22 protein-coding genes and 1 tRNA gene are annotated in these 25,174 nt (G+C 69.7%); all 23 read right to left on the bottom strand.

From position 1 onward, the window contains the following. Nucleotides 1-21: 21 nt before the first annotated feature. Complete coding sequence (locus C8E83_RS05230) at nt 22-1,056, bottom strand: NAD-dependent epimerase/dehydratase family protein (protein WP_121368755.1); 1,035 nt, start codon at nt 1,054-1,056, stop codon at nt 22-24. After that, on the bottom strand, nt 1,056-2,381 hold the full coding sequence (locus tag C8E83_RS05225; protein WP_121368754.1) for an MFS transporter: 1,326 nt from the start codon (nt 2,379-2,381) through the stop codon (nt 1,056-1,058). Before C8E83_RS05225 ends, C8E83_RS05230 begins: the two co-directional genes overlap by 1 nt. Before the next feature lie 6 nt (nt 2,382-2,387). Further along, entirely contained in the window at nt 2,388-2,735 is a 348-nt protein-coding gene (locus tag C8E83_RS05220; RefSeq protein ID WP_121368753.1) for an FHA domain-containing protein, read from the bottom strand. Continuing rightward, nucleotides 2,732-5,098: a transglutaminase TgpA family protein gene (locus C8E83_RS05215; RefSeq protein WP_121368752.1), complete on the bottom strand. Its 2,367-nt coding sequence runs from the start codon at nt 5,096-5,098 to the stop codon at nt 2,732-2,734. Before C8E83_RS05215 ends, C8E83_RS05220 begins: the two co-directional genes overlap by 4 nt. Next, nucleotides 5,095-6,495: a DUF58 domain-containing protein gene (locus tag C8E83_RS05210; protein ID WP_121368751.1), complete on the bottom strand. Its 1,401-nt coding sequence runs from the start codon at nt 6,493-6,495 to the stop codon at nt 5,095-5,097. The genes C8E83_RS05215 and C8E83_RS05210 overlap by 4 nt, the downstream gene beginning before the upstream one ends. After that, nucleotides 6,492-7,496, bottom strand: coding sequence for an AAA family ATPase (locus tag C8E83_RS05205; protein ID WP_121368750.1), 1,005 nt, complete (start codon nt 7,494-7,496; stop codon nt 6,492-6,494). The genes C8E83_RS05210 and C8E83_RS05205 overlap by 4 nt, the downstream gene beginning before the upstream one ends. Then, nucleotides 7,493-13,147, bottom strand: coding sequence for an Ig-like domain-containing protein (locus tag C8E83_RS05200; RefSeq protein WP_147430094.1), 5,655 nt, complete (start codon nt 13,145-13,147; stop codon nt 7,493-7,495). The genes C8E83_RS05205 and C8E83_RS05200 overlap by 4 nt, the downstream gene beginning before the upstream one ends. A 2-nt stretch (nt 13,148-13,149) precedes the next feature. Beyond that, nucleotides 13,150-14,631, bottom strand: coding sequence for a serine/threonine-protein kinase (locus C8E83_RS05195; RefSeq protein WP_121368748.1), 1,482 nt, complete (start codon nt 14,629-14,631; stop codon nt 13,150-13,152). After that, nucleotides 14,621-15,739, bottom strand: coding sequence for an FHA domain-containing protein (locus tag C8E83_RS05190; RefSeq protein ID WP_147430093.1), 1,119 nt, complete (start codon nt 15,737-15,739; stop codon nt 14,621-14,623). Before C8E83_RS05190 ends, C8E83_RS05195 begins: the two co-directional genes overlap by 11 nt. Before the next feature lie 148 nt (nt 15,740-15,887). Further along, nucleotides 15,888-16,208 (bottom strand): hypothetical protein, encoded by a 321-nt coding sequence (locus tag C8E83_RS05185; RefSeq protein ID WP_147430092.1) that lies wholly within the window; start codon nt 16,206-16,208, stop codon nt 15,888-15,890. Between the two features lie 119 nt (nt 16,209-16,327). Further along, nucleotides 16,328-16,726 carry a hypothetical protein gene (locus C8E83_RS05180; RefSeq protein WP_121368745.1) on the bottom strand — a complete coding sequence of 133 codons (399 nt, stop codon included), beginning with the start codon at nt 16,724-16,726 and terminating at the stop codon, nt 16,328-16,330. Further along, a complete protein-coding gene (locus C8E83_RS05175) occupies nt 16,726-17,151 on the bottom strand; it encodes a hypothetical protein (protein ID WP_147430091.1) in 426 nt (141 codons plus the stop codon). The genes C8E83_RS05180 and C8E83_RS05175 overlap by 1 nt, the downstream gene beginning before the upstream one ends. Then, a complete protein-coding gene (locus tag C8E83_RS19155) occupies nt 17,148-17,549 on the bottom strand; it encodes a hypothetical protein (RefSeq protein WP_147430090.1) in 402 nt (133 codons plus the stop codon). The genes C8E83_RS05175 and C8E83_RS19155 overlap by 4 nt, the downstream gene beginning before the upstream one ends. Nucleotides 17,550-17,631: 82 nt before the next feature. After that, entirely contained in the window at nt 17,632-17,889 is a 258-nt protein-coding gene (locus tag C8E83_RS05170) for a hypothetical protein (RefSeq protein WP_147430089.1), read from the bottom strand. 72 nt (nt 17,890-17,961) lie between these two features. Further along, nucleotides 17,962-18,318: a hypothetical protein gene (locus tag C8E83_RS05165; RefSeq protein ID WP_147430088.1), complete on the bottom strand. Its 357-nt coding sequence runs from the start codon at nt 18,316-18,318 to the stop codon at nt 17,962-17,964. Further along, nucleotides 18,318-19,943, bottom strand: coding sequence for a glycohydrolase toxin TNT-related protein (locus tag C8E83_RS05160; protein ID WP_147430087.1), 1,626 nt, complete (start codon nt 19,941-19,943; stop codon nt 18,318-18,320). Before C8E83_RS05160 ends, C8E83_RS05165 begins: the two co-directional genes overlap by 1 nt. After that, nucleotides 19,943-20,230 carry a WXG100 family type VII secretion target gene (locus C8E83_RS05155; RefSeq protein ID WP_121368740.1) on the bottom strand — a complete coding sequence of 96 codons (288 nt, stop codon included), beginning with the start codon at nt 20,228-20,230 and terminating at the stop codon, nt 19,943-19,945. Before C8E83_RS05155 ends, C8E83_RS05160 begins: the two co-directional genes overlap by 1 nt. Beyond that, nucleotides 20,230-20,616, bottom strand: a complete 387-nt coding sequence (locus C8E83_RS05150) for a WXG100 family type VII secretion target (protein ID WP_121368739.1) — start codon at nt 20,614-20,616, stop codon at nt 20,230-20,232. Before C8E83_RS05150 ends, C8E83_RS05155 begins: the two co-directional genes overlap by 1 nt. A gap of 74 nt (nt 20,617-20,690) precedes the next feature. Beyond that, the gene (locus tag C8E83_RS05145) at nt 20,691-20,981 is read right to left on the bottom strand and encodes a WXG100 family type VII secretion target (protein ID WP_170159852.1); all 291 of its coding nucleotides are present in this window, start codon (nt 20,979-20,981) and stop codon (nt 20,691-20,693) included. Between the two features lie 212 nt (nt 20,982-21,193). Continuing rightward, nucleotides 21,194-22,603 carry an MFS transporter gene (locus C8E83_RS05140; protein ID WP_121368737.1) on the bottom strand — a complete coding sequence of 470 codons (1,410 nt, stop codon included), beginning with the start codon at nt 22,601-22,603 and terminating at the stop codon, nt 21,194-21,196. Between the two features lie 517 nt (nt 22,604-23,120). Then, nucleotides 23,121-23,882 carry a hypothetical protein gene (locus C8E83_RS19150; RefSeq protein ID WP_147430086.1) on the bottom strand — a complete coding sequence of 254 codons (762 nt, stop codon included), beginning with the start codon at nt 23,880-23,882 and terminating at the stop codon, nt 23,121-23,123. A 138-nt stretch (nt 23,883-24,020) separates the two neighbouring features. Then, a complete protein-coding gene (locus tag C8E83_RS05135; protein WP_211331665.1) occupies nt 24,021-25,061 on the bottom strand; it encodes a DUF262 domain-containing protein in 1,041 nt (346 codons plus the stop codon). A gap of 20 nt (nt 25,062-25,081) precedes the next feature. Further along, nucleotides 25,082-25,156: transfer RNA gene (locus tag C8E83_RS05130), tRNA-Ile, on the bottom strand. Nucleotides 25,157-25,174: the final 18 nt, after the last annotated feature.

The raw sequence follows: 25,174 nt of genomic DNA, 5'->3' as shown, positions 1-25,174 counted from the left end.
GCCACGCGGGCGAGGGCAGCGTCAGGAGTCGACGAGGGCGAGGGCCGCGTCGTCGACCGAGTAGTCGAACAGGCCGGTGAAGTAGTCCGAGACCGACAGCGCCGCCTGCTCGTCGGGCGACAGCGACAGCAGCTCGTCGACCGCCGCGCCGACCGTCGCAGCGTAGGTGGGCGCACGCCACCCCAGCGTGCGCGTCGCCTCCGCGGTGTCGAGGAAGAACGGCGGCCACGTCGCCCACGGCGAGTAGCCGAGCGAGCGATCGCCGGCCGACGCGGTCGCCGGGAGCCCCACGACCTCGACCGCTGTGCCCATCGCCTCGGCGATGGCTCGCACCACCGCGCCCGCCGTCGGCGTGCCCGCGTCCGCCACGTTGAGGGTTCGAGGGGCCGGCGACAGGGCGCAGGCCAGCGCGAGCCCGGCGAGGGCGGCGGCGGACGTCGGGTGGTTGCCGGTCGCTCCACCCTGCGACAGGGGGATCCTGCCGCGGCCGTCGAGGAGCCGGCGTACGACGAACCACTCCCGCGAGGGCGACGCACCTGGCCCGTGGATCCGGGACGGGCGCAGGATGCTCACCGGCAGCCCCGACTCACGCAACACGATTTCGGCGGCCACCTTGTTCGTGCCGTAGCCGCCCCGACTCGCGTAGTCGCCCGACCAGTCGGGTTCGAGGACGGCGTTGCCTTCCGTGACCGGACGGGCGAACGCGGGTGGTTCGTCGCTGTTGCTGTGGTGGCCCTCCGGATCGACGTAGACGGCCTTGCTCGACAGGACGACGGCCGAGCCGAACGCCCCCGAGGAATCGACGAGAGCGCGGGCGTGTGCGGCCGTGTAGCAGACGCAGTCGACGACCACGTCGGGCTGGACCTCGTCGAGCAGGTGGCGCAGGGCCCGCTCGTCGGTGCGGTCGGAGACCCGGTAGTCGACCGCGTCGGCCCACGCGCCGGTCAGTCGCGACGGCCCCCGACCGGTGGCGACGACGTCCCAGCCGGAGTCGAGGAACGTCGGGGCGAGGCCGCGCCCCGTGACTCCGTTCACACCGAGGACGAGCGCGCGCATCAGACCTCCACCGCCGATGTCGGGTCGGGCGACGAGGGATCGACGACGTGGGGCGTGTCGGGAGCCCCGGCCGGCCGGCCGGCGGCGGAGGTCAGCCGGCGCACGGACGGAACGAGAAGCGTCGCCGCGAGCGACGCCGCGAGGATCGCTCCGCCGCCGACCAGCGTCGGCTCGAGTCCGATCCGCGCCGCGGCGGGCCCGGCGAGCACCTGCCCCACGGGGATGGCGAGGAACGACCCGAGCTGGTCGTACGACGACACGCGCGACAGCAGCTCGATCGGCACGTGCTCGCCGAGAGCGGTCTCCCACGCGACACCGAACTGCTCCACGCCGAGGCCGCCGACGAACGCCGCCGCGACGAGCACCGCGACCGGCGCGTGGACGCCGAGGGCGAACAGCAGCAACGAGCACGCGATGCCGCAGCCGATGCCGGCGAGCAGCGGCCGCCGGGGCCGCCAGCGCAGGGCGACGACACCGCCCGCGACGAAGCCCACCGATTCCGCCGCCAGGATCACGCCCCACGCCGTCCGGCCGAAGGTGGCGTCGGCGACGGCCGGCCCCAGCACGACGATCCCGCCCACGTAGACGGCGTTGGCCAGGGTGAAGGCCACGACGATCGACCACACCCACGACCGGGACGCGAACGCGCGCCAGCCCTCGGCCAGCGCTCGGAGGAACCCGCCCGAGTGCGTGTGCGGCAGCGCGTCGAGCTTCAGCAGCGCGAAGCACACGGCGCCGAAGGCGAACGTCGCTGCATCGACAGCGATCGCCGGCCCGGATCCGACGAGCGCGACGACGAGGCCCGCGACGGCGAGGCCGACGACCGAGGCGCCGTTCTGCAGGAGCCGCGCGAGAGCATTCGCGCTGGTGAGCTGCCCCGCTCCCACCGTCAGCGGCAGAAGCCCCGACGTCGCCGGGCCGCTGATCGCCGAGAACGCCCCGTTGAGGGCGGAGAGGACGCAGAGCGCGGCCACGGAGTCGACGTGCGCGAGGAGGACGACGGCGACGGCGGCCTGGGTGGCGGCGCTGGCCACGCTGGATCCTGCGAGCACCAGGCCTCTCGGGAGCCGATCGGAGAGCGCGCCGCCCAGGAGCAGGAAGATCAGCGTCGCGGCGGACCGAGCGCCGACGACCAGCCCGAGCTGGGCCGCCGAGTGCGTGAGATCGAGCACGGCGAACGCGAGCGCCACGGGGGCGAGCGACGAGCCGAGCTTGTTGACGGTCGTGCCGAGAACGAGCCAGCGGAACGGCGCGATGCGCAGGAGATCGCGGGCGCGCTGCCCCGTGTCGCCGGCGCGATCGCGGCTGTCGGTGGAGGTGGTCATGCGCGGCTACGAGACCTCGACCCAGAACGACCCGAACGTGATCCGCGACCCCGGGTCGACCTCGTAGCGGGTGCCGGGCTCGAGACGGAACGCCGACCCGTCGGGGTAGACGAGACGGGTGCCGTTGCCTGACCCGGCGTCGGCCACCCAGAACAGGTCGTCATAGGGGCCGAGGACGAAGTGGGTGCGCGAGATCGACCGCGCGTCGTCGGCCACGGTCACGAGGTCCACGTCGCTCGACCCGTCGAGCTGGTCGTCGAGGCGTTCGGCCGACGGCTTGCGGCCGACCACGACGTAGCCCGTCGGCGTGAGGGACTGCCCGTCGCTGAAGGTCAGGGTGCGGGCCGGGCTCACGAGGCGTCCTTTCGACGGCGGTCGACGGCGGTGCGCCGGTCGGTGACAGCGTGGCGAGCGGAGGCCGCGATGACGCCGAGTCGTCTCACGAGCGACCCGGCAGTGAGATGGTATCGGAGTCGCCGCCAGCGGGACTCGTCGTCGGCGAGGCCGTGGCGCGCGCGCCCGACGGCGTCCCAGTACGCGCGGACCTCGGCGTCGTCGAGGCGCTGCGACGAGAACACGCTGCGTTCGGCGGTGTCGGCGAGGGTGCGGAGGGCGGGCGCCCCGACCAGATCGGCGACCTCGCGCCTCGTCGCGGCGCGCGGGACGGCGTAGCCGCGATCGACGACGTCGTCGAGGAGCTCGCTCCACGCGCCGGTGAGCACGGTCGCGTCGAGATCGCGTCGGAGTCTCCGCCGGCGCCGGATCCACCGGCCGAGGGCGATCGACCACAGCGGCGCGAGCACGATGAGCGCCACGAGGAGGACGAGCCCGGCGATTCGAAGCCCGGCCAGCAGGACCACGAGCCAGGCTGGCGGACCGGGATCGTGCTTGTTCGTCTGGCTGTCGCGGTTCTGGGTGACGGCCGTGTCGTGCTGCGTGGGCGGCGACGGGGGCTGCACGGTCTGCGGCTGGGCGACCGCCTTGCTCTGCTTCGTCGACTCGTCGGGAACGGGGCGCGGCGTCGGGTTCGGGTCGACCGTCAGCCAGCGGCCGGCGGAGTCCTCGACTTCGACCCAGGCCGTGAGGTCGGCGCCCGTGAGGGTGACGCTGCCCGACCTGGTCCGTGACGCGGCGGGCGCGTAGCCGACGACGACTCGCGACGGGAATCCGAGGTTGCGCGCGATCAGGGCGAGAGCCGGCGCGTACTGCTCGGCGTCGCCCAGCATGGGCGTCGCGGTCGCCAGCGCAGCGAGCCGGCTCGCCGAGTGGCCGGCCGCGCTGAACGGCTGCCCGGGCCCCGAGTCGCTGACGTAGCCCGACCGCAGCCAGGACGCGACGGCCTCCAGGCGAGCGCCCGGTGACGTCGCCGTGCCGTAGTGCTTCCTCGCCGCGGCGATCAGCGTCGAAGGAACGTTCGTGGCCTTGGGCTGCTCGGCGTGCCCCGGCTTCGCCGCCGCCACGTCGGAGGCGGTCGTCCGTGCCGGGACGATCGTGGACATCGAGTAGCCGTCGCCCTTCGACACGCCGCCGAGGACCGCCCCGCTGTCGGTCGAGCGGTCGTAGTAGAAGGCGTCCCGCAGTGCTGGGGCATCGGTGCCGGAGAAGGAGATCGCCGTGACGGCGCCCACGGTCGGGAGCCAGACGTCGCTGTAGCCGTCCACCCGCACGGTGACGTCCGCAGCGGATCCCGTGGCGCCCGACTGCGAGATCGTCGACGCGACGCGGCTGAAGGTCCCCGAGGAGGGGCTCGACCCCTGCGCGAAGACGCGACCGTCGTAGGCGTCGAGCGTGGCCACGCTCAGGCGCGCCCCCGACGGTAGGCCGGTGACGGTGAGCTGGTCGGTCGTCTTGCCCGGCGTGAGGACGCTGTTGCGGAAGGTCACCAGCGGGCTGACGTAGTGGTGCGGGTCGAACGGCGGCGCGACTGCGTCGCGGAGCACCTGACGGGAGGTCGCAGGAGTCCAGACACCGGCCAGCGCACCCCCGGCGAGCGTCGTCGCGACGAGGAGGCCGACCGCGGCGGTCGCCCTCCCCCACCGCCCCCTGGACTCACGGCCCGGACGCCGTCGGTTCGCGGCCACGATCGCCCACGCCAGCGCCAGACCCGTGAAGACGAGCCCCGTGACGACCGGCACCTGCCCCGCCCGCGAGCCGAAGGCCACCGAGAACGCGAGGAGCACCACCGGCGCGAGCACCGCCCAGCCGGGCCGGGCGAGGCGCAGCGCCAGCGACAGACCCGTCACCGCGGAGGCCAGCAGCACGATGAACGCCGGCACGAGCAGAGCCTCGTACGAGCCCAGCGGCAGCTCCACCGACAGCATCTGCTTCCAGGCCGTCGCCGAACCGGCCAGCAGGATCCGGAGGCCCTCGGCCGACGGCAGCACGCCGGCGATCGCCTGCGACGGCACCGCCAGCGGAACGCCGCCCACGAGGAACAGCACCGCCGCGACCGCCGCCACCGCGTACGCGGGCAGCCGCCTCGCCGCGCCGACGACGGCCAGCGCGCCCCCGAGCACGATGGAGGCCGCCGCGACGACGACGAACGCCGAGCTGTCGTAGACGGGCCAGAGCGGCGCGGCTCCGACCACCAGGAGCAGCACCACGAAGATCGCGTCGGGGGTGCGGGGCAGGAGCCGGGCGGCCGCGGTGTCGCGGCGGCGCTCTGCCCGGCGGCGACGCGGCGCGACCTCGGCTCCTGCGCCCTGGAGCGCGGTCACGCCGCCGCCGCCTTCGCCAGGGCCCGGCGGAGGTCGTCGAGGTAGCCGATTTCGAGCACGCTCAGCTCGCCGACGCGCCGCAGCCCGGGCACGGCGCCCGGTCGGCACACGACGGCGACGATCTCGACGCCGGGCGGGAAGCGGAGAGACCAGGAGCGGAGGTCTCGCATGCTCGGCGCGCTGCCGCAGACCAGGAACACCAGCGAGACGCCCGTCACGAGGTCGTTCGCGAGCGACGCGAGGCCGCCGACGTCGATGTCGCCGGTGCCCCATTCGATCTCGCTGACGGCGTCGAGCAGGGCTGCCGTGGTGCGGGTGCTCAGGTTCCGCGGCTCACGACTCGGCTCGTCTCCCGGTTGGGCGCGGGGCGGGCTCGTGATCGCGGTGACGTCTCGCCCGTCGCGGATCGCCCGCAGCGCGAGCGACGCGCTGGCGCCGACGGCCAGCTCGAACTCCGTCTCGTCGGCGAAGTCCGCCGGCGCGAGGCTGAAGGCGATGACGACGTGGCTGCGCCGTGTCTCCTCGAACTGCCGGACGACGAGGGCGCCGGTACGGGCGGTGCTCTTCCAGTGGATATGCCGGCGATCGTCGCCGGGCCGGAAGTCGCGGAGGGCGTGGAAGGCGATGTCGTTGGCCGTGAGGTCGCGTGTCGGACTCCCCTCGAGGTCGCGGACGAATCCCGTCGAGGACGACGGCACGGTGATCGTCTCGGGGTGCACGTGGACCTCGCGGACGGCCGTCCACTCGACGTCGCGACGGAATAGCCCCACCGGATCGCCACGCACCGTTCGGACGGGGCCGACCCTTACCACGCCGCGACGGTCGGCCGGCACGGTGAACGAGTTGTCGCCCGGCACTCGGAGCCCGACGGGCTCGCCTCCGACTTCGACCTCCAGCCGTGCTCCCCACAGCGGGCGTCGCGACTCGTCGCCGATGACGACGCGCGCTCCCACGGGACGGCCGACGACGGTGCGATCGGCGTCGACTTCGAGGGCCACCGAGTAGCGGGTCCGGCCGATGAGGAAGAGCAGGCACACCGCCGAGAGCAGAGCGAGGGCGAGACCGGCGGCGGCGAACTCGAGCCAGCCGCACGCGTAGCCGACCACGAGGGCGACCAGCGTGGCGGCCAGGACGGACCAGCCGAGGGGCGTGACGACACCGGCGGCCACGCCGGCGACGCGTCGGGTGCGGCGCAGCACGCGCGTCCTGGCGCGCCGGAGCGCCAGCAGGCGCCGTTGACCCGGGGTGCGCAGGAGGGTCGTGTAGCCGGTGCCCGTGAGGTGCGTGTAGCCGGTGCCGGTGGCGGTGCGGCCGAGCGTGGTCGACGTGACGCGATCGCGATCCTGCGGCCTGGATCGCACCCTGGCCGTGCTCGACTTCGGGGAGCGGGGCGTCACACGGTCAGCCTCTCGCTCGGGGGCACCACGTCGAGGAGGATGCGGCCGACGACGCTCGTGGCGGTCACCCCGTCGAACTCGGCCTCGGGGTCGAGCACGAGCCGATGCGCGAGGACGGGTTCGGCCAGCGCCTTGACGTCGTCGGGCAGCACGAAGGTGCGGCCCTCGGTCGCCGCCCACGTCATCGAGGCGCGTACGAGGGCGAGGGCGCCGCGGACGCTGGCGCCGAGGCGTACCTCCGCGGCCTCGCGCGTCGCGTCGACGATGCGCGAGACGTAGTCGAGGATCGCCGCGTCGGTCTCGACCCGCTTGGCCGTCTCGATCATGGAGAGCATGTCGGCGGCGGCCAGCACGGGAGGCAGCGTGCGGGAGTGCGACTTGACGCGGGCGCCCTCGAGGATCCGCCGAGTCGACACCGAGTCGGGGTAGCCGAGCGAGGTCTTGAGCAGGAAGCGGTCGAGCTGCGCCTCGGGCAGGCGGTACGTGCCGGCCTGCTCGATCGGGTTCTGCGTCGCGATGACCATGAAGGGCTCGGGCACCCGATGGGTGACGCCGTCGACGGTGACGCGGGACTCCTCCATGACCTCGAGCAGCGCCGACTGCGTCTTCGGCGAGGCCCGGTTGATCTCGTCGGCCAGGAGGACGTTCGCGAAGACGGGGCCCGTGTGGAACTCGAAGATGCCGTTCTTCTGGTCGTACATGCTCATGCCGGTGACGTCGCCGGGAAGCAGGTCGGGGGTGAACTGAATCCGGTTGCTGGTGCCCTCGACCGTCTGCGCGATGGAGCGAGCCAGGCTCGTCTTGCCGGTGCCGGGGAAGTCCTCGAGCAGCAGGTGCCCCTCGCTGAGCAGCGTCGTGAGCGCGAGGCGGACGACGTGCGGCTTGCCGAGCACCACCTGCTCGACGTTCTCGCTGAGCCGCCCGAACACCTCCTTGAACCACGCCGCCTCTTCGAGGGTGAGGGGCGTGAAGTCGTCGGTGCCGTGCGATGTCGTGGTCATGGTGTGGCTGCTTTCGCTGGGGTGAGGTTCGCGCCGATCCGCTGGGCCGGGCCGCAGCTGTCCTCGGAGGACAGGCTGCACGCTCGCACCCAGACGTCGGTGGCGGTGCCGTAGCGGGACGTGTCGTGGCCCGGGCCCGTGACGAAGCCGCCGCCCTGGACGATCGTCGCCCAGCTGTTCGGCTGCGCCTCGTTCGCGTTCACCAGGCCGTACTCGTAGTGGTCGACCTGCTGGCCGTCGCCGGGCGTCAGCGCGCCGATCTGGATGTCCTGGGCGCCGCCGTCGGGGTTGGTCGCCAGCGCGGCCGAGCCGTTCGGCGCGGCGGGAAGGCGCGTGTTCGTGAAGCCGGAGGTGAAGGTCGAGCAGAAGAGGCCGTTCGTCGCGTAGACGTGGTACTGCGTGCCGTTGTTGCCGGGGTCGGCGTCGATCCACGACGTGCCGGCGACCGGTGTGCCAGGCAGCGAGTTGCCCGAGCACGAACTCGGGCCGTCGTCGGTCCGCGCGACCGAGTAGCTGAGACCCGGGCCGCCGTTGGCGGAACCCGGTGTCCAGTCGACCTCGACGGCGAACTGGCCGTTCGAGACGGTCAGGTGGCTGGTGACGATCACACCGTTCGGCGGGCCGACGGCCGTGGTCGAGCCGGTGCCCGGAGCGCTGGCATTGGTCTTGTTGTGGGCGACGATCGACGCGGTGTAGCCGGAGCCGGGCTGGATGCCAGGATCCGAGACCCGCACGGCGGTCTGGTCGGCCGGCACCGACTCGGTGTGCGAGTAGCCGTTCGGCCCTGTGAGCGACACGTCGTAGCTCTGCACGGGGCTCCCAGGCACCGACAGGCCCGGCTGCCAGGCGATCGCGAGCGAGTGCCCGTTCGGGTCGTCGTGCGTCGCCGTCACCGTGACGTTCACCGGGGCGCTCGGCGAGCCGTCCACGATCACCGGGGCGCTCGGCGGGCTGGCCGCGCCGTCGCCGAGGGCGTTCGTCGCGACGGCCGTGAACGAGTAGGCCGTGCCGTAGACGAGCCCCGAGACGACGCAGGCGTCGGGGTTCGTGCACGCCGCCGTGACGGTCTTGTCGGTGGAGGTGACCGTGTAGCCGGTCACGTCGGAGTAGTTGGGGAACGCGTGCGGGATCGCGAGCGTGACCTGCGCCTTCGCCGTGTCGGTCGCGACGACCGCCGGCGGGCCGACCGGGGCGTCCGGGACGTCCTGGACGAGCACGCTGATCGTCGACGACGCGTACCGGGTCGGATCGTCCGTGACGTCGCCGACCTCGTACGGGATGGTCACGGTGCCGGTCGCGGCGGACTTCGAGACGGTGACGGTGACGCGGCTCCTGTCGGCGCTCTCGCTGACGGTGACCCCGCTCGGCACGGCACCCCCGCCGACGCTGACCACGTGGAGCGGTCGGCCCGGGAACGGGTTCGTCGCCTCGTCGTTCGCGAGGACGTCCACCGTCGCCGCGGCGCCGCGGCGGATCGTGACGCTGTCGGGGATGGGCTCCACGATGGGGCGGGTCGAGCGGACGATGGTGACCGAGACGATGCCGGACTTGCCCGCGCCGTGGCCGTCGCGCACCGAGACGACGATCTTCGCCGTGCGGCCCACCTGCACCCCGTCGACCCCGCGGATCGTCAGGGTCGCGGCCGAGACGCTCGCCGTCGCGACCGTCGGGGATCCTGAGACCGCGGAGTAGGTGAGCGAGTCGATCCGGTCGGGGTACGGGTAGTCGGTGAGCGCCCGGAGGTCGACGGTCGTCTGCGCCCCGGACTCGAGCGTGATGCTCGCGCCGTTCAGGACCGGCGGCTCGTCGTTCTTCGGAGTCACCGTGATCGGCAGGGTCAGTGTCGCCTGGCTCGAGGCGTCGCCCGGGCGTCCGTCGGTCACGGTGAGCGTGATCGAGGCCGGGCCGAAGTAGTTCGCCTCGGACGTGTACTGGAGCGTGGTGTCGTCGACCACGAGGGAGGAACCGTCGGAGTACGTGGCGGAGACGCTCGACGATCCGGCGAGGGTCACCCGACGCCCGCCGACCCCGATCAGCTGGTCGGCGAGATGGACGACGAGCCGGGACCCGCTGACGACGGTGAGCGCGGGTGCGTTCGAGCGGATCTCGGGGCGTCCGCTGAGCGACCCCGGCACCCAGATGAACGCGGTCGCCGACGCCTTCGGGTCGTCCTTGCGCGTGACTCGATAGGGCACGATCTGACTCTTCGCCGTCACAGTGACCCGGATCGTCCCGTCGGGCTGGACGGTCGCGTGCCCGTATCCGGGGAGAACCGAGAGCTTCAGGTCGGAGGTCTGCCCCTCCGAGAACGTGACGGCCTTCATGGCGTCGACGACGACCGACGCACGGTGGGCGACCGCTTGGGAGGTGAGGACGACGTCGGTCGCCGTGGGACTCGCGAGAGGCGCGTTCTTCGCCACGTCGAGGTAGAGCCAGGCCGAGGCCTGGGCCCCCCGCTCGTTGCGGATCGTGTACAGCACGCCGTAGCTCCCCGGCGTCTTCGGCGCGGTGAGGCGCACCGAGTCGGCCGTCGTCACCGGTGTGATCGCCTTCGAGGTCGCCTCCGCGCCCGTCACCACGAGCGGGCTCTGCTGCGGGTCCGTGTCGTTGTCGAGGACGGGCACGGTCAGGCGGGTGCCGGGGCGCGTGGTGACGAGGTCGTCCTGAGCCGCGGGCGCCTGGGTCGTGCCGGACGAGGGGACGACGCCGACGCGGATCGTCCCGGTGCCGCCGACGCCGAGCGAGTCGACCACGGTGTACTGGAACGTGTCGGTTCCTGACGAGTACGAGCTCGCGCGGTAGGTCAGCGAGTCGCTGCCCACCTTCGAGATGGCGCCGAGATGCGGCGAGGTCGCCTGACCGACCAGGCTGACCGCGTCGCCGTCCGGGTCGATGCCCGCCAGCGGTATCGGGATCGTGACGGTGCCGCCCGCGGTGACTCTCGCCGTCACGGTCTGCGGGACGGGCGCGCGGTCGTTCTCGGCGTCGTCGCCCTTGACGACGATTGTGACGGGTGCGGTCGCGTACTGGCCGTCGGACTGCGTGACGCGGTACGCGGCGGAGTAGGTCCCGGGGTGATCCGGGGCCAGATACCGGAGCTCGGAGCCGGAGGTGAACAGGAGCCCGTCGCCGTCCGGGACGTTCTTCACGAGCGCGCCGGCGAGCTGCAACGGCTTGTCGTTGGGCTGGACGTCGTTGTCGAGCACCGGGATGTCGGCGACCGTGCCGACCCGGACCGTCACCCGGTCGGGATTCGCGACGGGCGCCTGGAGCCTCGAGGGTTCGGGGATCTGCACGACCGTGACCGAGCCCTGGGCGCTGGCCTTGCCGTTGCTCACCGTGTAGTGGAAGGTGACGGGTGCGTCCAGCGTCCGCACCAGGCGGACTCGAAGTCCCGACTGGTCGACGATGCCGGCGACCACGCTGCCGGATCCCGGGAGCCCGGAGACGGCGGTGACGCTCAGGACCCCGCCGGCGGGGTCGGAGTCGTTCGCGAGCACGTCGACCGAGCGGGTGTCCTGCAGGTAGAGGAAGGCCGTCGTCGGCATGGTGACCGGCGGGAGGTTCTCACTCGGCGGATCGGCGATCTCGAGTCGGATCGTGCCGGTGGCGGTCTGCTTGCCGTCGGTGACCGAGTACTGGAGGTGGTGGGTGCCTGCTCGCGACGCGGTGACCGCGAAGACGCCGTTCGTGTAGTCGGGCTGGATCTGCAGCGAGTCGTCGCCGGACGCCGCGCTGACGCCGTCGAGGCTCACCGTGCCCGTGCCGCCCCGGACGTCGCCGAGCGGAGCGATCTGCACCTGCTGCCCCGTGTAGCCGGTGATGGCGAACGACTCCGCCGTGATCGCGACGGTGCCGGGCGGGCCCACCGTCACCGAGACGGATCCCGTCCCGGTCGCCGTGCCGTCGGACACGGTGATCGCTATGGTCTTGAGGTCGCCGGATGCATCCCCGTCGTGGAACGTCACCCGGCCGTCCTGCGTGAAGTCGACGCTGTTCGGGGCGGCCGTGCTCGCGCTCGCGAGATAGATCGGGTCGCTGTCGGGGTCGGCCCAGTCCCCGAGGACGTTCAGCGAGACCGTGCCGCCGGACGCCACGGACGTGCGGGTCACGCGCTTCTGCACGGGGGCGGAGTTCTGGCCGGGAGACCGCACGGTGACGGTGACCGTCGCGTGATCCTGCCCGCCTCGGCCGTCGGTGATGGTGTAGTCGAAGGTGACGTGCCCCGTGGCTGTCGCCCGGGTGGTGAGCTGCAGCTGCTGCGCGTCGCCGACGATGTCGAGGGTGCCGAACTGCGGCGAGATGCTCGTCACCTGGCTGATGACGATCGGGTCGCCGTTGGGGTCGGAGTCGTTCAGGAGCACGGGCAGAGTGTTCGCACGGCCCGCCCTGACCCCGAACGCGTCGTCCACGGCGACCGGCGGCGCCTCCTCGGCGGCGAGCTTCGGCGGGACGTCCTTGAGCTGCTGCTTCGTGGTCTCGGTGTTCGTCTTCTGGTCGAAGTCCGACCAGTTGTCGATGAGCCGGCCGCCGTTCTGGATCGCCCACGAACGGCCGTCCGCCGGGTCGTTCGCGACGACGTGGTGGCCGTTTACCTCGAGGACGATCGCGCCGTCGCCCGACTCCCCCTGCAGTCGCACGGCCTGGCCGCGCGTGGCGCCGCCGCAGTAGCGCTCGGCACGACCGTTCGACCAGGCGGCGTACTCGCAGCCGTCGATGCTGACCGGAGCCGCGGCCTTGCCGGTGGTCCCGGCCTGAAGACTCGTGGCTGAGCCGCCGGAGAGAGGCAGCGCGACGAGCCCCGCTCGATGGCCGAGAAGCACGCGGTCGCCGGTCGTCGTCGGCTGTTCGAGGAGGGCGGTGCCCGGGTCGGCGACGTTCTTCGTCAGGTCGATCGAGGCGCCGTCGACCCAGGCGCGGTCGCTCGACGGATCGAAGAGGGCGGGCCGGCCGGCCACCAGGGTGACCTGCACGGACTTCGAGGTTCCCGGGAACTCCACTTTCCGCGAGGTCGACACGGCTGCCGCCGCTGACGTCGAACCGCCCGTGGCCGCTCCGAACGTGCCCGTGACGAGCTTTCCGCTCTTGGCGCTGTAGCCGGCGTAGCGCCCGTCGGCGTCGATCGCGAACGACGAGTTGACGCCGAGGCTGAGCGTCGGCGACGACTTGGCGGAGAATCTCGACAGGTCGGCGACGCGGGTCACCCAGGTGTCGCCGCTCGACGGCAGGGTGATCGCCACCCAGTCACCCGCGCCGACGACGTCGGGCACGCCGTCGGGCAGCGGCACGGTGTCGGTGAGGGTGGCTGTAGAGGGGTTCATGACGTCCAGCGTGTTCGACGCCTCGTCGTGGACGACGAGGTGCGACGGGCTCTGCAGGAGGGAGAGCGTCGTGCCGGTCGTGTCGATCGTCGTCGTGAGCTGACCGATCTCGGCGTTGGCGTCGCCGACGAGGCGCGAGGCCCCGTTGGCGACCCAGGCCGAGCCGTCGTCGAGGTTCATCCGCTGCCGCGTGTAGCCGGGTGAGACGATCACCGCGACCGCGACGAGTGCTGCGACGACGATCGCCGAGACGACCGTGATGGTCAGCGGAAGGCGCGCCCGGAGACGGGCCACGAGGCGGCGCAGGAGCCGGCGGAGACGATCTGCCACGCTCACCCGCCCGCGCACGTCGACGAACTCGGCGCCCCGTCGGTGCCGTCGCGCACCACGGTCACGGTCACGCACGCCTGCCCCTGGGTGGCTGCGTGGCGGAGGGTGTACGTCGTGCTCCGCTGGGTGGTCCCCTGCCCGCCGTCGACGCGCACGAGATACGTGTCGCCGGAGCCGAGACCGGGGTCGCGCCACGAGAACTGCACGCTGTCCGCCGTGGTGTTGGCGCTGATCGTGCCGACGGTCGGGATCGAGCCGCCACCCCGCGTCGCGAGTGAGACGGTGACGATGACACCTGCGACGACGGCGACGCCGCAGGCCACGAGTGCGATGCGCGTCCGCGCCGTGGACCTTCGTCGAGCCGAGCGGGCGCCGGGCGCGGTGCGGAGCTCGGTGGCGTCGGCGCGGCTGACGGCGTCGTCCGCGGTGCCGCCGCGGCCCGTGCGGGTCGAACGGTCGGCCGGCAGGCGCGACCGTGTTCGGGGGCGGCGGGTGGTGGAGGTCGCGGTGGAGCCGTCGTGCGTGGCGGTGTCCGCTGCTCCTGCGCCCTGGGACGCGCCGGTCGAATCGTCGTGAGGCGCCGAAGCGAGATGCCGGGAGTCGATGACGCTGGCGGTCGGTATGACCAGCGGCGACGGCCGCATGCCGAGCTCGGCCTCGACGGCCTGGAGCGAGCGGAGGACCTCGAGCATCGAGGCGGGGCGGAGCGCGGGGTCTTTCGAGAGGCACGCGGACAGGAGCTGTTCGAGGCTCGCCGGGACGTCGCCGCGGCCCGTGGGGGCGACGCGTGCACGACCGATGATGCGGCTCTGGACGGCGTCGCGGGAGTTGTCGCCGTCGGGCTTCTCGAAGGGCGACCGACCGGCCAGGAGTCCGTAGGCGGTGGCGCCGAACGCCCAGATCTCGCTGCGGACCGTGCCCTGCGTGGTGCCGCGGACCACCTCGGGGCTCGACCACGGGATCGAGAGGCCCAGTGCCTCCTGCCCCTCGGAGCGCGCGAGCGTCGCCGCGATGCCGAAGTCGGCGAGGACGGGCCTGCCGTACGACGTCTTGAGGATGTTCGCCGGCTTCACGTCGCGGTGGAGGACTCCGTCGCGGTGCGCGGTCTCGAGCACGCCGCCGATCGCCACGGCGATCTGGAGGACCTCGGCGACCGGAAGGCGCTCGGTGCGGAAGGTGCGCCCGTACGACTCGGGGCAGTACTCCATGACGAGGTAGGGCCTGCCGTCGGCGGCGATGGCCGCCTCGTAGACGGTCAGCACGTCGGGGTGGTCGGCGAGCTGCGCCATGAGGTTCGTCTCGGAGAGGAACATCGCGCGGGCGTCGTTGTCGGCGACCCCGGGAAGGAGCACCTTCACGGCCACTCGTCGCCGCGGCATGCTCTGCTCGTAGAGGAAGACGTCGGCGAACCCGCCCGACCCGAGGGGGCGGACGTGGTTGTAGCCCGGGAGCACCGGCGGGGCCTCCGGGAGCCTACTGGGCACCGGCGGGCTCCGCGGCTTCCGGTCGGGCGGCTTCCGGTCGGGCGGGTGTCGACGAGAATGCCGCCGGCGTCGCGAGGCCGGTGGGCGCCGCGGCAGCGGAGTCGTCGCTGTCGGCCGGCACCAGGGCGGTCAGGGCGACGTCGTCGGCGAGGACGACGCTCGACCCGGGAGTCAGCGGCAGGATCTCGCCGGCGTCCAGCCGGTAGGGCTCGCCGGCGGCCGGGCGCAGCATCGTGCCGTTCGTCGACCAGAGGTCGCGCACGAGGATCATCCCGTGGTCGGCGAGCACGGCGAGGTGAGTGGCCGAGACGTGCGGTGTCGCCGAGCGGACGACGGTCAGGCCCGCGGGCTGCGCGGCACGCTCCGCCGGGATGCGAGGGGCCCGGCCGACGTAGAGGGGTGCGTCGAGCTCGACGACACGGCTGCCGTCGGCGTCGGCGATCTCGATGCGGAGGAGGCGGGGTTCGCTCGCGGAGGGTCGGAAGGTGGGGTCGTCGCCCTCGTCGGCGTTGCCGGTTCTGCCGGATGCTCCGATGACGGTGGCGTCGAGGTCCTCGGACTCGGCGGGAGCGCCGATCACGGTGGCGTCGGCGTCGGCGTCGGCGGCGGCGTCGGCCTGCCGGGGGGTGTCGGGTGTGATGCCGACGGGCTCGATGATCGTCTCGTCGAGATCGGGCTGGAGCTCTGCGACGAGCTCGCGGCTCGGGAGGGGTTCGTCGTCGGGCTCTGCGTCGTCGTCGGGCTCTGCGTCGTCGACGGGCTCGGCGTCGGCGGGCTCGGCGACGGGGGCGGGGGCGGGGGCTTCGGTCGAGGGGGTCTCGCCCTGCTCCTGCGCCCCCTCGCTGGTCGGAGTGGCCTCGGTCTCGTGGACGGCCTCGACGACGCCGGCCACGATGCGACCGTCGGCCTCGCGGCCGGTGACGACGACGGGGCCGCCGCCGGTGACGAGCGTCAGCGACACGTCGAGGCCGATGGCGAACTGGACGACGTCGGTGCCCGCGGCGGAGTCGGTCGCCGTGAAGCTGATTCGGCCCAGCGACGAGTGATCGGGGGACACGGACACAGCCACCGGCGTCTGCCAGGCGACCCGCCAACCTGTGTTCGTCATGCCACCCCCGTGCGTCGTGCTCCCCGACATATTAGCGAATCCGCGCTGGGGGTTCGGTCCCCCGAAGCGGGGGCTGTGGAGAACCGCGGTGCCCAGGGCATCGACAGTCGTGTCGCGTGCCGGGGTACAGGCCGTGTCGGCCCTCGGATCAGCGGTCGCCGTACGACCAGGCCCACGCGAGCGCTCGGACGGCCTCGTCGTCGAGTTCGGGGTGACGCGCTACCATCGCGGCGCGGACGGCACGGAACGAGTCGCCGGCGTCGGTGCGGTCGACGTCGGCAGCGCACTCCTCGGTCTCCCGAAGCAGCGCGCGAACATCGTCGACCAGGCCCGAGCTTCTGGGTCCGAAAGCCTGCGCGACCGATTCGGGGCGCTCCCGCGGGTAAGAGGACTCCCCGTGGCCGACGTAGCGCACGATCGCCTGCGACAGGTCTCCGCCCCACGTGGCCACCTCCCCCGGCGTCGTCATTCAGTCGCCGCCATCGCCTTGAGCTCGGCGGACGAGCGCCTGGCGATCCATGCTCTGCAGCACGAGCCGCGGGCGCTCGCCCTTGTCCCAGCCGTCGCTGCAGACGTCGCACGGTGTTGTCATTCAGTCGCCGCCATCGCCTTGAGCTCGGCGGACGAGCTCGCGTGTCCTTGCGACCCCGGGCGAATGCGACCGAAGACTCCGAGACCGCGTCCGCGGGCCAGCGCCTCGATCGCCTGCGACGGTAGGGCTCCCGTCGCTCCCTCGTGGAGCAGAGCCTCGCGCCAGGCGACGCCGGCGTTCAGAGCGAGACCACCGACGCTGCGACGAGGGGCGAAAGATGCTGCGCGACCGTCGTCAGTGAACCAGAGAAAGCCGAGCACCTGCCGGTCGTCCTGGACGACGAGGTAGTCGACCGGGTGCTCGGAGGTCGAACCGAAGACCGGGCCCGGGCCGATGTTCTCGAAGACGACGTCCTGACTCTGCGGACCCTCGTAGGGCGTCTCTGCGTGGGACATCACGAGGGTGCCTCCGCGATGGCCTCGACCTCGGCCGAGTTAGCGGCGACCTGCGGCGCCCCGGACTTGATACGCCCGTAAAGCCCTAGATCCACCGTTGCGAAGAACGCGATCGCCTCCGAAGGCCGCAGACCGCGGGCGTACGCAGTGCTCAATTGCTCGTGCCAAGCGACTCCCGCGTTCAGTCCGATATCTCCCGCTGCTTGGCGGTTGGCGAAGGCCGCTGCCAGAGAAGAATCCGAATACCAGAGAAGGCCCAGCACGTGATCGTGATTCGCGACGGTCATGAACTGCACCTCCGACTCGCAGGTCAACTCGAACTCGGTCGCCGAGCCGGTCAGCTTGAACTGGAGGTCTTCACTCTGGGGCCCACGGTAGGAACCCGTTTTGTCGCGATTCATCTGCGCTCGGCCTGCAGAACTCATCGTTCAGCCGCGAACGCGTGCGCGGCTGCCAAATCGGGGAAGTGTCTTCTCGATGCTGTGTCGATGCGACCGTGCTGGCCGAGATCCACATCCCGAACGAGACTTTCGACCGCCAGCTGGGGGCCCAAGCCGGCCGCCTTCGCCTGTCGCAGCTGCTGGTTCCACTCGACAGACGCGTTTTTTCCTCGGCCTCCGCACGCGGCTGCCGACATGAATCCGCCTGCATCGTCGTTGTCCGAAAACCAAATGACGCCGAGAAGGACTTGGTCCTTCCGCACTTCGTACTGGGTCACGGGAGAATCGGTGTGGAAGTTGTAGTACGGGGACGGCGACACAGCCTCGAAGTACACATCATCCTTGAGCGGCCCGTTATACGGGCGTCGTCCTTCGCGAGCCACGTGTTTCCCTTTCGTCACCGACGTCATTTTCCAGCCGCCGTCGAACTTCCACGGGAGCGCGTCGCGCGCACGATCGTCGACGTCAGTCGTGCCACTCCCTCCAGGCGACCCGACCGAGGAAGTAAATGCACGCGTCTTCCTCGGTGTCCCACACGTGGAGTTCATCTTTTTCACTGCGCTGTCCGATGAACGTCTCCCAGCGCCCGTCCGAGGTGTGGACGATGCACAGGCACCCTTCTGCGTACGAGCCGATGTTGACAAGATCGGAATTGACGTGCCCGCTCTCGCGACGGATCTGAAGCTTGTCGATGTTGTATGCGTAGCTCACGTCATTGGCCATATCGACAAGCGATGGCGGACTTGCTCAGTCTGTCGGCCTCTCGGTTTCGTCTGCGTGGGGTGCCAGGAGGGGTCAATGACCGGCTTCGGCTTCGTACGCGGCGGTCTGGCGAGCAATACTCTCCGCTGCCTCTCGCCTGAGGAGCTCCTCCTCATCATCAGACAGAAGATCTGGCGCCGCCGTCGAGCGAATGTGGCGCCAGACGAACTCGCATGCATCCGACTCGGAGGCGAATCGGTAACCGTCGTCGGGCAACTCCGTCAGCTCGCCGCGACCCATTCCCGCCAACACGGCAAACTCCGGCCCCGTGGCGACGATGGAATACGCAACGCTGGCTGAAACCTCACCGGCGTCCGAGACGAAATCCACGAGTCGATTCGCATCAAGTCTCGCGGATTGGACGGCAGTGACGAGATCGGAATAGTTCATCAGGGGATCACCTTCAAGTAGCCATCTTTTACCAGTTGGTCGATGCCTTTGGGAAAGAAGTATTGCTTACCCATGCCGGCCTGCTCGAATCCGGGGTCAATTGCACCCTCTCGAATGAAGGGGGGAAGTGGTTTGAGCACTTCGTATTTCGTGGTCACGAAGTTGGGAGCCAGCCGATCCGGCGGAAGCGACATGGAGCCGAAGGAGGTTCCTGGGTCGGTGGCGAATCGGCCGTCGGCACCCTTCGCGCTCAGCCTCGTGATCTGCTGGCCGACGGTGAGCGAGTTGGGCTTGCTGACGCCATTGAGGAAACCGTGGTCACCGTCGGGCCACTTCCACTGGGCATAGCCCTTCTTGTCAAATCCTTGGAAGTAGGTCTTGAACCATGCCTTTTCGCCCAGACTTCCGTACATCTGGTAGCCAGCGGGCCCGTTGGTGGCGGCCCAGTCCTTCAAATTCAGCTTGAAGTCATGGAACTGCTTCACGGCAGCGACGCGTGCCATGCTCCCGACTTCGCCGACGACGCCGAAGGCGGCACCGCCCACGAAGCCGTTGACGAACGAGTTGTCGATGTCGGCACCGGGGTCGACGATCTCCTGAACGCCGATGTTGGTCAGACCGCCGCCGACTCCGGTGACGACCGAGTTGCCGGCGATGGTCACGATCCTGATCGTGATCTGTTCGGAAACACCGGCGACCTTCGCGATGGCGCCGGCGGACTCGGCGACAGTGTCGACCACGCGGGCGACGTTCGTGCCGAGTTCCGCGATGAAGCCCAGAATGCGCGACACCGCCACCGCGATCTCTCCCCCGCCGGCGAGTGCGCCTGCGGCGTCGGAGAGCCCGGCGGTGAAGATCGTCAGCCCGATGCCGATCGCGGCCGTCGCGGCGAGCTGCTCGCCGAGGGAGATCAGCTCTTGCTCGGTCTGCTGATGGACGTGGTCGATCTGATCGGCGAGCTGCCCGGCCGCCGACGAGAGGTTCCGGGCCTCCTGCGCCAGCTTCGACACCGACGACTTCACCGTCGTCACGGTCGAGTGGATCGCCGGCATCTCCGGTGTCTGCGTGTCGTCGAGAGCCGAGATGATCCGCGGGATGTCGGCGCCGTGGATCGAGTCGAGGGTGTCGGCGAACGTCGACCAGGCGGTCTTCGCGTGCCGGAGTTTGCCGGTGTCGCCGTCGGGCCACATGTCGCCGATGAAGTCCGCGACGTAGTGCCAGCCCGGGATGTCGCAGGAGCCGGTGCCGCCGGACGCCGACGGCGGTGCGGCCGAGCAGACCTCACCCGGCAGCGACGGGACCGTGTAGCCCGGAGCATGCCCTGACTTCCCGGCCGACAGCCAGTCCGCGGTCGCGTAGTTCAGGCCCGTGACGGACAGGCCGGCCGCGATCTGCCCGAACGCGGTCTCGAGCGAGTCGATGCCCGAGATCGCATCGGCGGCGACCTTGTCGTACTGCGCCGCCCACTTCCTTCCCGTGGGATCGGAGCCCGCCATCTGCGAGTCGCCCGACAGGGCGCCCCGCAGGGTCGCCCCGGCCTGCGAGATCGCTCGCGCGACGGACGCGGCGTGAGACGACGACGTGACGAAGTCCTGCGCGTCGACGTCGAGCACGGTGCCGGCCATCAGCCCCACACTCCCCTGGACGCATCGACGCCGGCCGTGTAGTTCGACGACGAGGTCGACGCGGCCTGGTGCATCGTGCCGATACCGGCCTTCATCTCGGCGGCGCCCGCAGCCCACTCGGCGTGCAGCGCCTGGAACTGCGCGAACGCCTCGCCCGACCACTCCGCCGACACGGTGTCCTTGATCTGATCGATCCGGGTCAGCAAGTGCTCGCAGAACTCCGCCATCTGGGCGAGCGTGACGACGGTCTGGTCGATCTCGCCGACCTCGGCGTGGTAGCGGGCCATCAGGCAGCACCCCCGGCCGCCGTCGAGGCGCCGCCACGGGAGGGAACGCCGGCCCCGCCTGCTCCTGCGACCGGCGTCGCAGATACGACCCGCGACGACTGCGACACGCGCGTGACCCGACCCTCGGTCTCCGCGTACTGCGCGGACGCCTCGGCCAGAAGCGTCGCGATGCCGTGCAGAGCCTCGGACACCTTCGCGGCACCCTCACTCCACTCGGCCCAGCCCTCGTGGAACGTGACGGAGGCCTGCCCCGTCCACGGACCGGACACGAGCGCCGACACCGTCTGATCGCACAGCGAATGCCGCTGCGTGAACTCTTCGACCATCGCGGCCACCTGACCGGAGGCCTGATCGACGGCCTCTGATGAGACCCGAACGTCTACCACTTGCTTTCTCCTGCTCGAACCGACACGTCACCGTTGCGGGCCGCAGGATTGAAGCGGCCCGACAGCGGCTCAGGTCAGCTGCGGAAGGCGTTCGTGACGTTCGCCTCGGACTCGGCGTAGTAGGAGGCCGCCTTGCTGAGGAGGTCGGCGATACCGGCGAGCGACTCGTTGAGCTTGAGGCCGGCGGTGTTGAACTCGGTGTACAGCTCGTTGAAGGCGCCCGAGCCGGAGCCCTCCCACTCGCTGCCGAGGCTGTCGACAAGGCTGCGGAGACGCGAGAGCGTCGTCTGGACGTCGCTCGACCCCGACTGCAGCTGCGATGCCGCGGTAGCGAGGCTGTCGGACGAGACCTTGTACTGAGCCATGGTGAGAAACCCTTCGTCGAGCGCGGCGCGCGGAGGCGGAATCCCCCAGAACGAACGTCCACGCGCTTCGACCCTACAGGACCCTGAGAGTCGTCGATGACCCAGAACGGGGTACGCGTGTAGGCACTTCTGCCCCCTGCACATCGATATCTATACGAACGTACTGTATCGTTCGGGGTACACGGAGGGGTTCCGCGACGACCGTCGCCGATCTAGGACCCCGGGGTGGCGCGAGTGGTGCGGATCGAGGCGGTCGTCAGGCGGACAGCCGCCGTGGGAAGACGCACGGACGACGTGACGACGCGGATCGACGACGTCACCGCGTGCAGCGAGCTCGTGATCGTCGAGATCGACGACGTCGAGAGCGTCGCCTGCACATGACCGTGACGCGGGAATCCTCGACGGGCGATGACGACGACGGCGAGGCCGGCCACCAGCACGCCAGCGGCGGCGAACGGCAGGGCCGCAAGGCCCGCGGACCCGTAGACCTGTGCGCCGATGAGGGCTCCCCCGGCGATCCCGACGTTCGACGCGCCGTTCACGAGGGCGCCGGCGATGTCGGGGCTGACGCCTCCTGTCCTGATCGCCGCTGCCATGAAGAGGGTGCCGGTCGTGCCGTTCGCGGCCATCCAGACTCCTGCGACCACGAACGTGCCGACCAGCGAACCGTGCACGAACGGCAGCGCGAGGATCGCGGCGGCCATGACGGCGACGGCCGCGATCAGGGTCTGCCGCGGTGCCCGGTCGACGAACGACCCGGCGAGCAAGAGCCCGACGGTGCCGGCCCCGCCGAGGACGAGGAGGGCGCCGCCGACGGCGTCCGCCGCCAGCCCGGCACCTTCGAGGTACGGCCCGACGTACGTGTAGACGACGTAGTGCCCGGCGAAGAGGAGGAGGTCGGCCGTCACGACCGAGACGAGCCCGGTACGGGCCCACGAGCGAGGCGAGCCCAGGTGAGGGCTGGCCTCACCCTTGACCTGAGGCAGCAGGAGCCGCGCCACGATCGCCAGCACCGCCGCGGCCGCCGCGACCGCCCCGACTGCCAGACGCCATCCGAGGTGGTCGCCGACGGTCGTGGCCACGGGCACTCCGACCACGAATCCGAGCGACGACCCGGAGTACACGAACGCGATCGCCCGTCCGGCGAGTCTCGGCGGAACGATCCTCGTGGCGTAGGCCGATGCGACGGAGAAGAAGAGGGCGTGAGCGACACCGCCCACGACGCGCCCCGCGCAGACCATCGCGAACGACGGTGCGAGCGCCACCATGAGGTTGGACGCGGCGTAGCCGACGAGAGTCGCGACGAGGACGGTGCGTCGCGGGAACCGCGCGGTGGCCCACGTCAAAGGCAGCGCGAGCAGGGCGACGGCGAGTGCGTAGACGGTCACGACGACGCCCATCGTCGACTCCGACACGTGCAGCGACGAGCTCATCTGGCCGAGGAGGCCGACGGGCATGAGCTCGGTGGTGATGGCGAAGAAGCAGGAGAGCGCGAGCACGGCGATGCCGATCACGGCGCGCGCGGTGAGAGCGTGCTGCGGGATCGACGCGGTGCGGGGAGCACGGTCGGCGGCGCGGGGCGTCGACGGACGGCGGACGGTGGCGATGCTTTCTGTGGTCATGGCGGGCCTCGGGTGCGCGCGACGATCACAGACGCCATGGCGTCTGAGACGATCTGAGGGGGCTCAGGATCGGGGGTGCGGTCGTCGCGGGCTCTGCTGGTGGTGAGCGGATGGTCGGTCACTCCACGACGAGTGCTGTCCATCCAGTCTGAGGGCTCGCTGCGTAGGCCGCAACCACCCCGACCTGGGGACTCCCTCGGCACTTCCTGAGTTCCTCGGCTCGCGGCGAAGCCGCGGCGTGCCGGCGTGTCCGCCTCAGCGGATGGCGAGGCCTGTACGAGACCGGTGATGCCGGGCGCGCCGGAACCAGAAGATACCGTAGGGCGGACGGGACTTGAACCCGTGACCGACGGATTATGAGGGGTTTGATAGCGAGATCGGAAATGCCATGCGGGCAATTGACCGGCATCGAAGGGCCGACTGGAGTCGCGCATCAAACCTCCATAGAACTTAGTGGGTCTAGTTAGTGGGTCCACGTTGCCAAGATCCACACTCGACACCCACTCTCGAAGCACGGTCAGATGAGAGAGCGCCAGTCCTTTATTTCGCCACCGTCGACCGCGACGACGAATTCGTCTCGAGCCTTGGCGCGTCCTGCGGCCTCAGTCAACGCTGTCTGCAAGTCCGGGTGGCGTCTGAACGCCCGGGTGGCCTTGGGGCCGTACTCCGACCAGCGTGAGCTGTCTCTCTCGATCCTGCGAATCCGGATGGAGTTGCTGATGGCATTTCCAGGGACATCGCCCCGAGCCAGCTTGACCAAGGCAGTCGATACAAGAGCATCAATGAGAATCGCGGTAAGTCGAGCGTTCCGGCTCAGAGCTAGCAGGGTGGTTTGAGCCAGGGCCGGGTTGAGGGCATGGGCTGCTCGGTGCCGGGACGAGGTCACTTCATTTAGCAAGTTTCGAGCACTTTGATTCGGGGCCGTCCTGTCAAGAATTTTCCAGAAGACGGTCATTTGATCCCAAGCCTTACCAATGCCGACCAATTTCAATATTGATTCGACATCGGCCGCGTCGATGTTTGAACCACTCCAGTCGAATAGAATCTCGTGCGACTCGAGCGAATTGCCGGCGAGAGACGCCACCGTCTTCGAGAACCCCTGAGCGAGAATGCTTCGATTTACCACTGCTGTTCGCCTGTATGCGCCAGGCAAGGCCTCAACCATACGGTCCTGGTAAGACACGGCTCCACCGGGCAATTGGCTCGGATTAATCCGGGCCGACGTGAGAAAGTGACTCCATTCTGCCGCCCTATCGCGCAAGAACTCTTCGAGGAGCACGAGAACACCCACGGCAGTGGACCGGTGCAAGCCGGCAATTACACTCGTGGGAGTGCCCAAGGGCGGCCTCAATGAGAAGTCGAGTGCTTCGTCAACCTCGTCCAGGCCTCTAATGAATTTGTCGACTGAGGACACAAGCTAAATTGCCCTAAGTGTCTCGACGACGCGATTGACTCTCAGTTGGACACGGCTTGGCGTGTTTGTTGCAACGCGAACTGCTTGATCAAAGTCCTCGTGGGTAAAAAGACGCTGCGTGTGCGAGATGGCGTTTGAAGAATTGTTGACGACGTGTTCCAATATGAAATCCGGCAACTGGTCGACCGCAACCATTTGGGCGTCGTACATTCCTCCGATTAGTTGGTCTCGCCATTGGCCGCGATCGAACCGCTGAAAGGCTCGATCTCCCCAGATGGCTTCGCAGTACCTGAGCGCTCTCTTGAATCGCTCTATAAGGGCGGACACCTCAGTCCGACCCGCCTTGAAATGCTTGGCCATAAAATCGTCCATGGCATCCCGCATGCTGCCACCAAATCGACTCCAAGACTCGCCGACAGCGAAGAATCGAACTACAAATTCTACGTCCGTCATGTCGGCATATGAGGGTGAATTCGGCGACGTGATTTTTAACTGGCGTTGGAGAAATGGGTCGGCCGAAGCTTCAATGATTGAGTCGTTGAGCTGGCCAGCGAATGCCACGTTGCGAATTTCTTGAGCATTGAGAGGTTGCCCCCCGCGGTTCAAGCGAATGAAGACCTGATGCTTGACCCAGTCCGGAGTCTGGCGCAGAACTGTAACAGCACGAAGAGGCCGCATGCTCAAGGATGCTGAAACCTCCAGAGGCAAGTCTCGAAAGTAGGTCCCCTCCAGCTCACCGCGGAGTTGTAGATCGGTGATGGGATACACATTGTCGAAGTACTCCGTGATCGCCGTCAATCGCTGCTTGCCGTCGATCACGGCAAATGTGCCACGTGATTCTTCGGCCAGATACACGGGAGGAACGGGAACGTTTGTCAGGAACGATTCGATGAGTTGGCTCTGACGCTCGCGGTCCCAGCGATTGCGCCGTTGAAATCGGGGACTCAGGTCCAGAGCTCCCGATGCCGCCAATGTCGAAATATTCACGAGAGCCATGTCGCTCGACTGAATGACTAGATCGTTTTCAGTGATGTTCTGAGCCATCGACGTCCCTTGTTTACGAGTGGGGCGGGTGGGACTTGAACCCACGCATCTTTGGGTTATGAGCCCAGTGCCTTAACCAGCTTGGCTACCGCCCCTAGCGGCAATCCGTTGCA

This window comes from Frondihabitans australicus (genome assembly GCF_003634555.1).
Taxonomy (GTDB): Bacteria; Actinomycetota; Actinomycetes; order Actinomycetales; family Microbacteriaceae; genus Frondihabitans; species Frondihabitans australicus.
The sequence above is the reverse complement of the archived record's forward strand: the minus strand, read 5'-3'. Positions and strand labels throughout refer to the sequence as shown.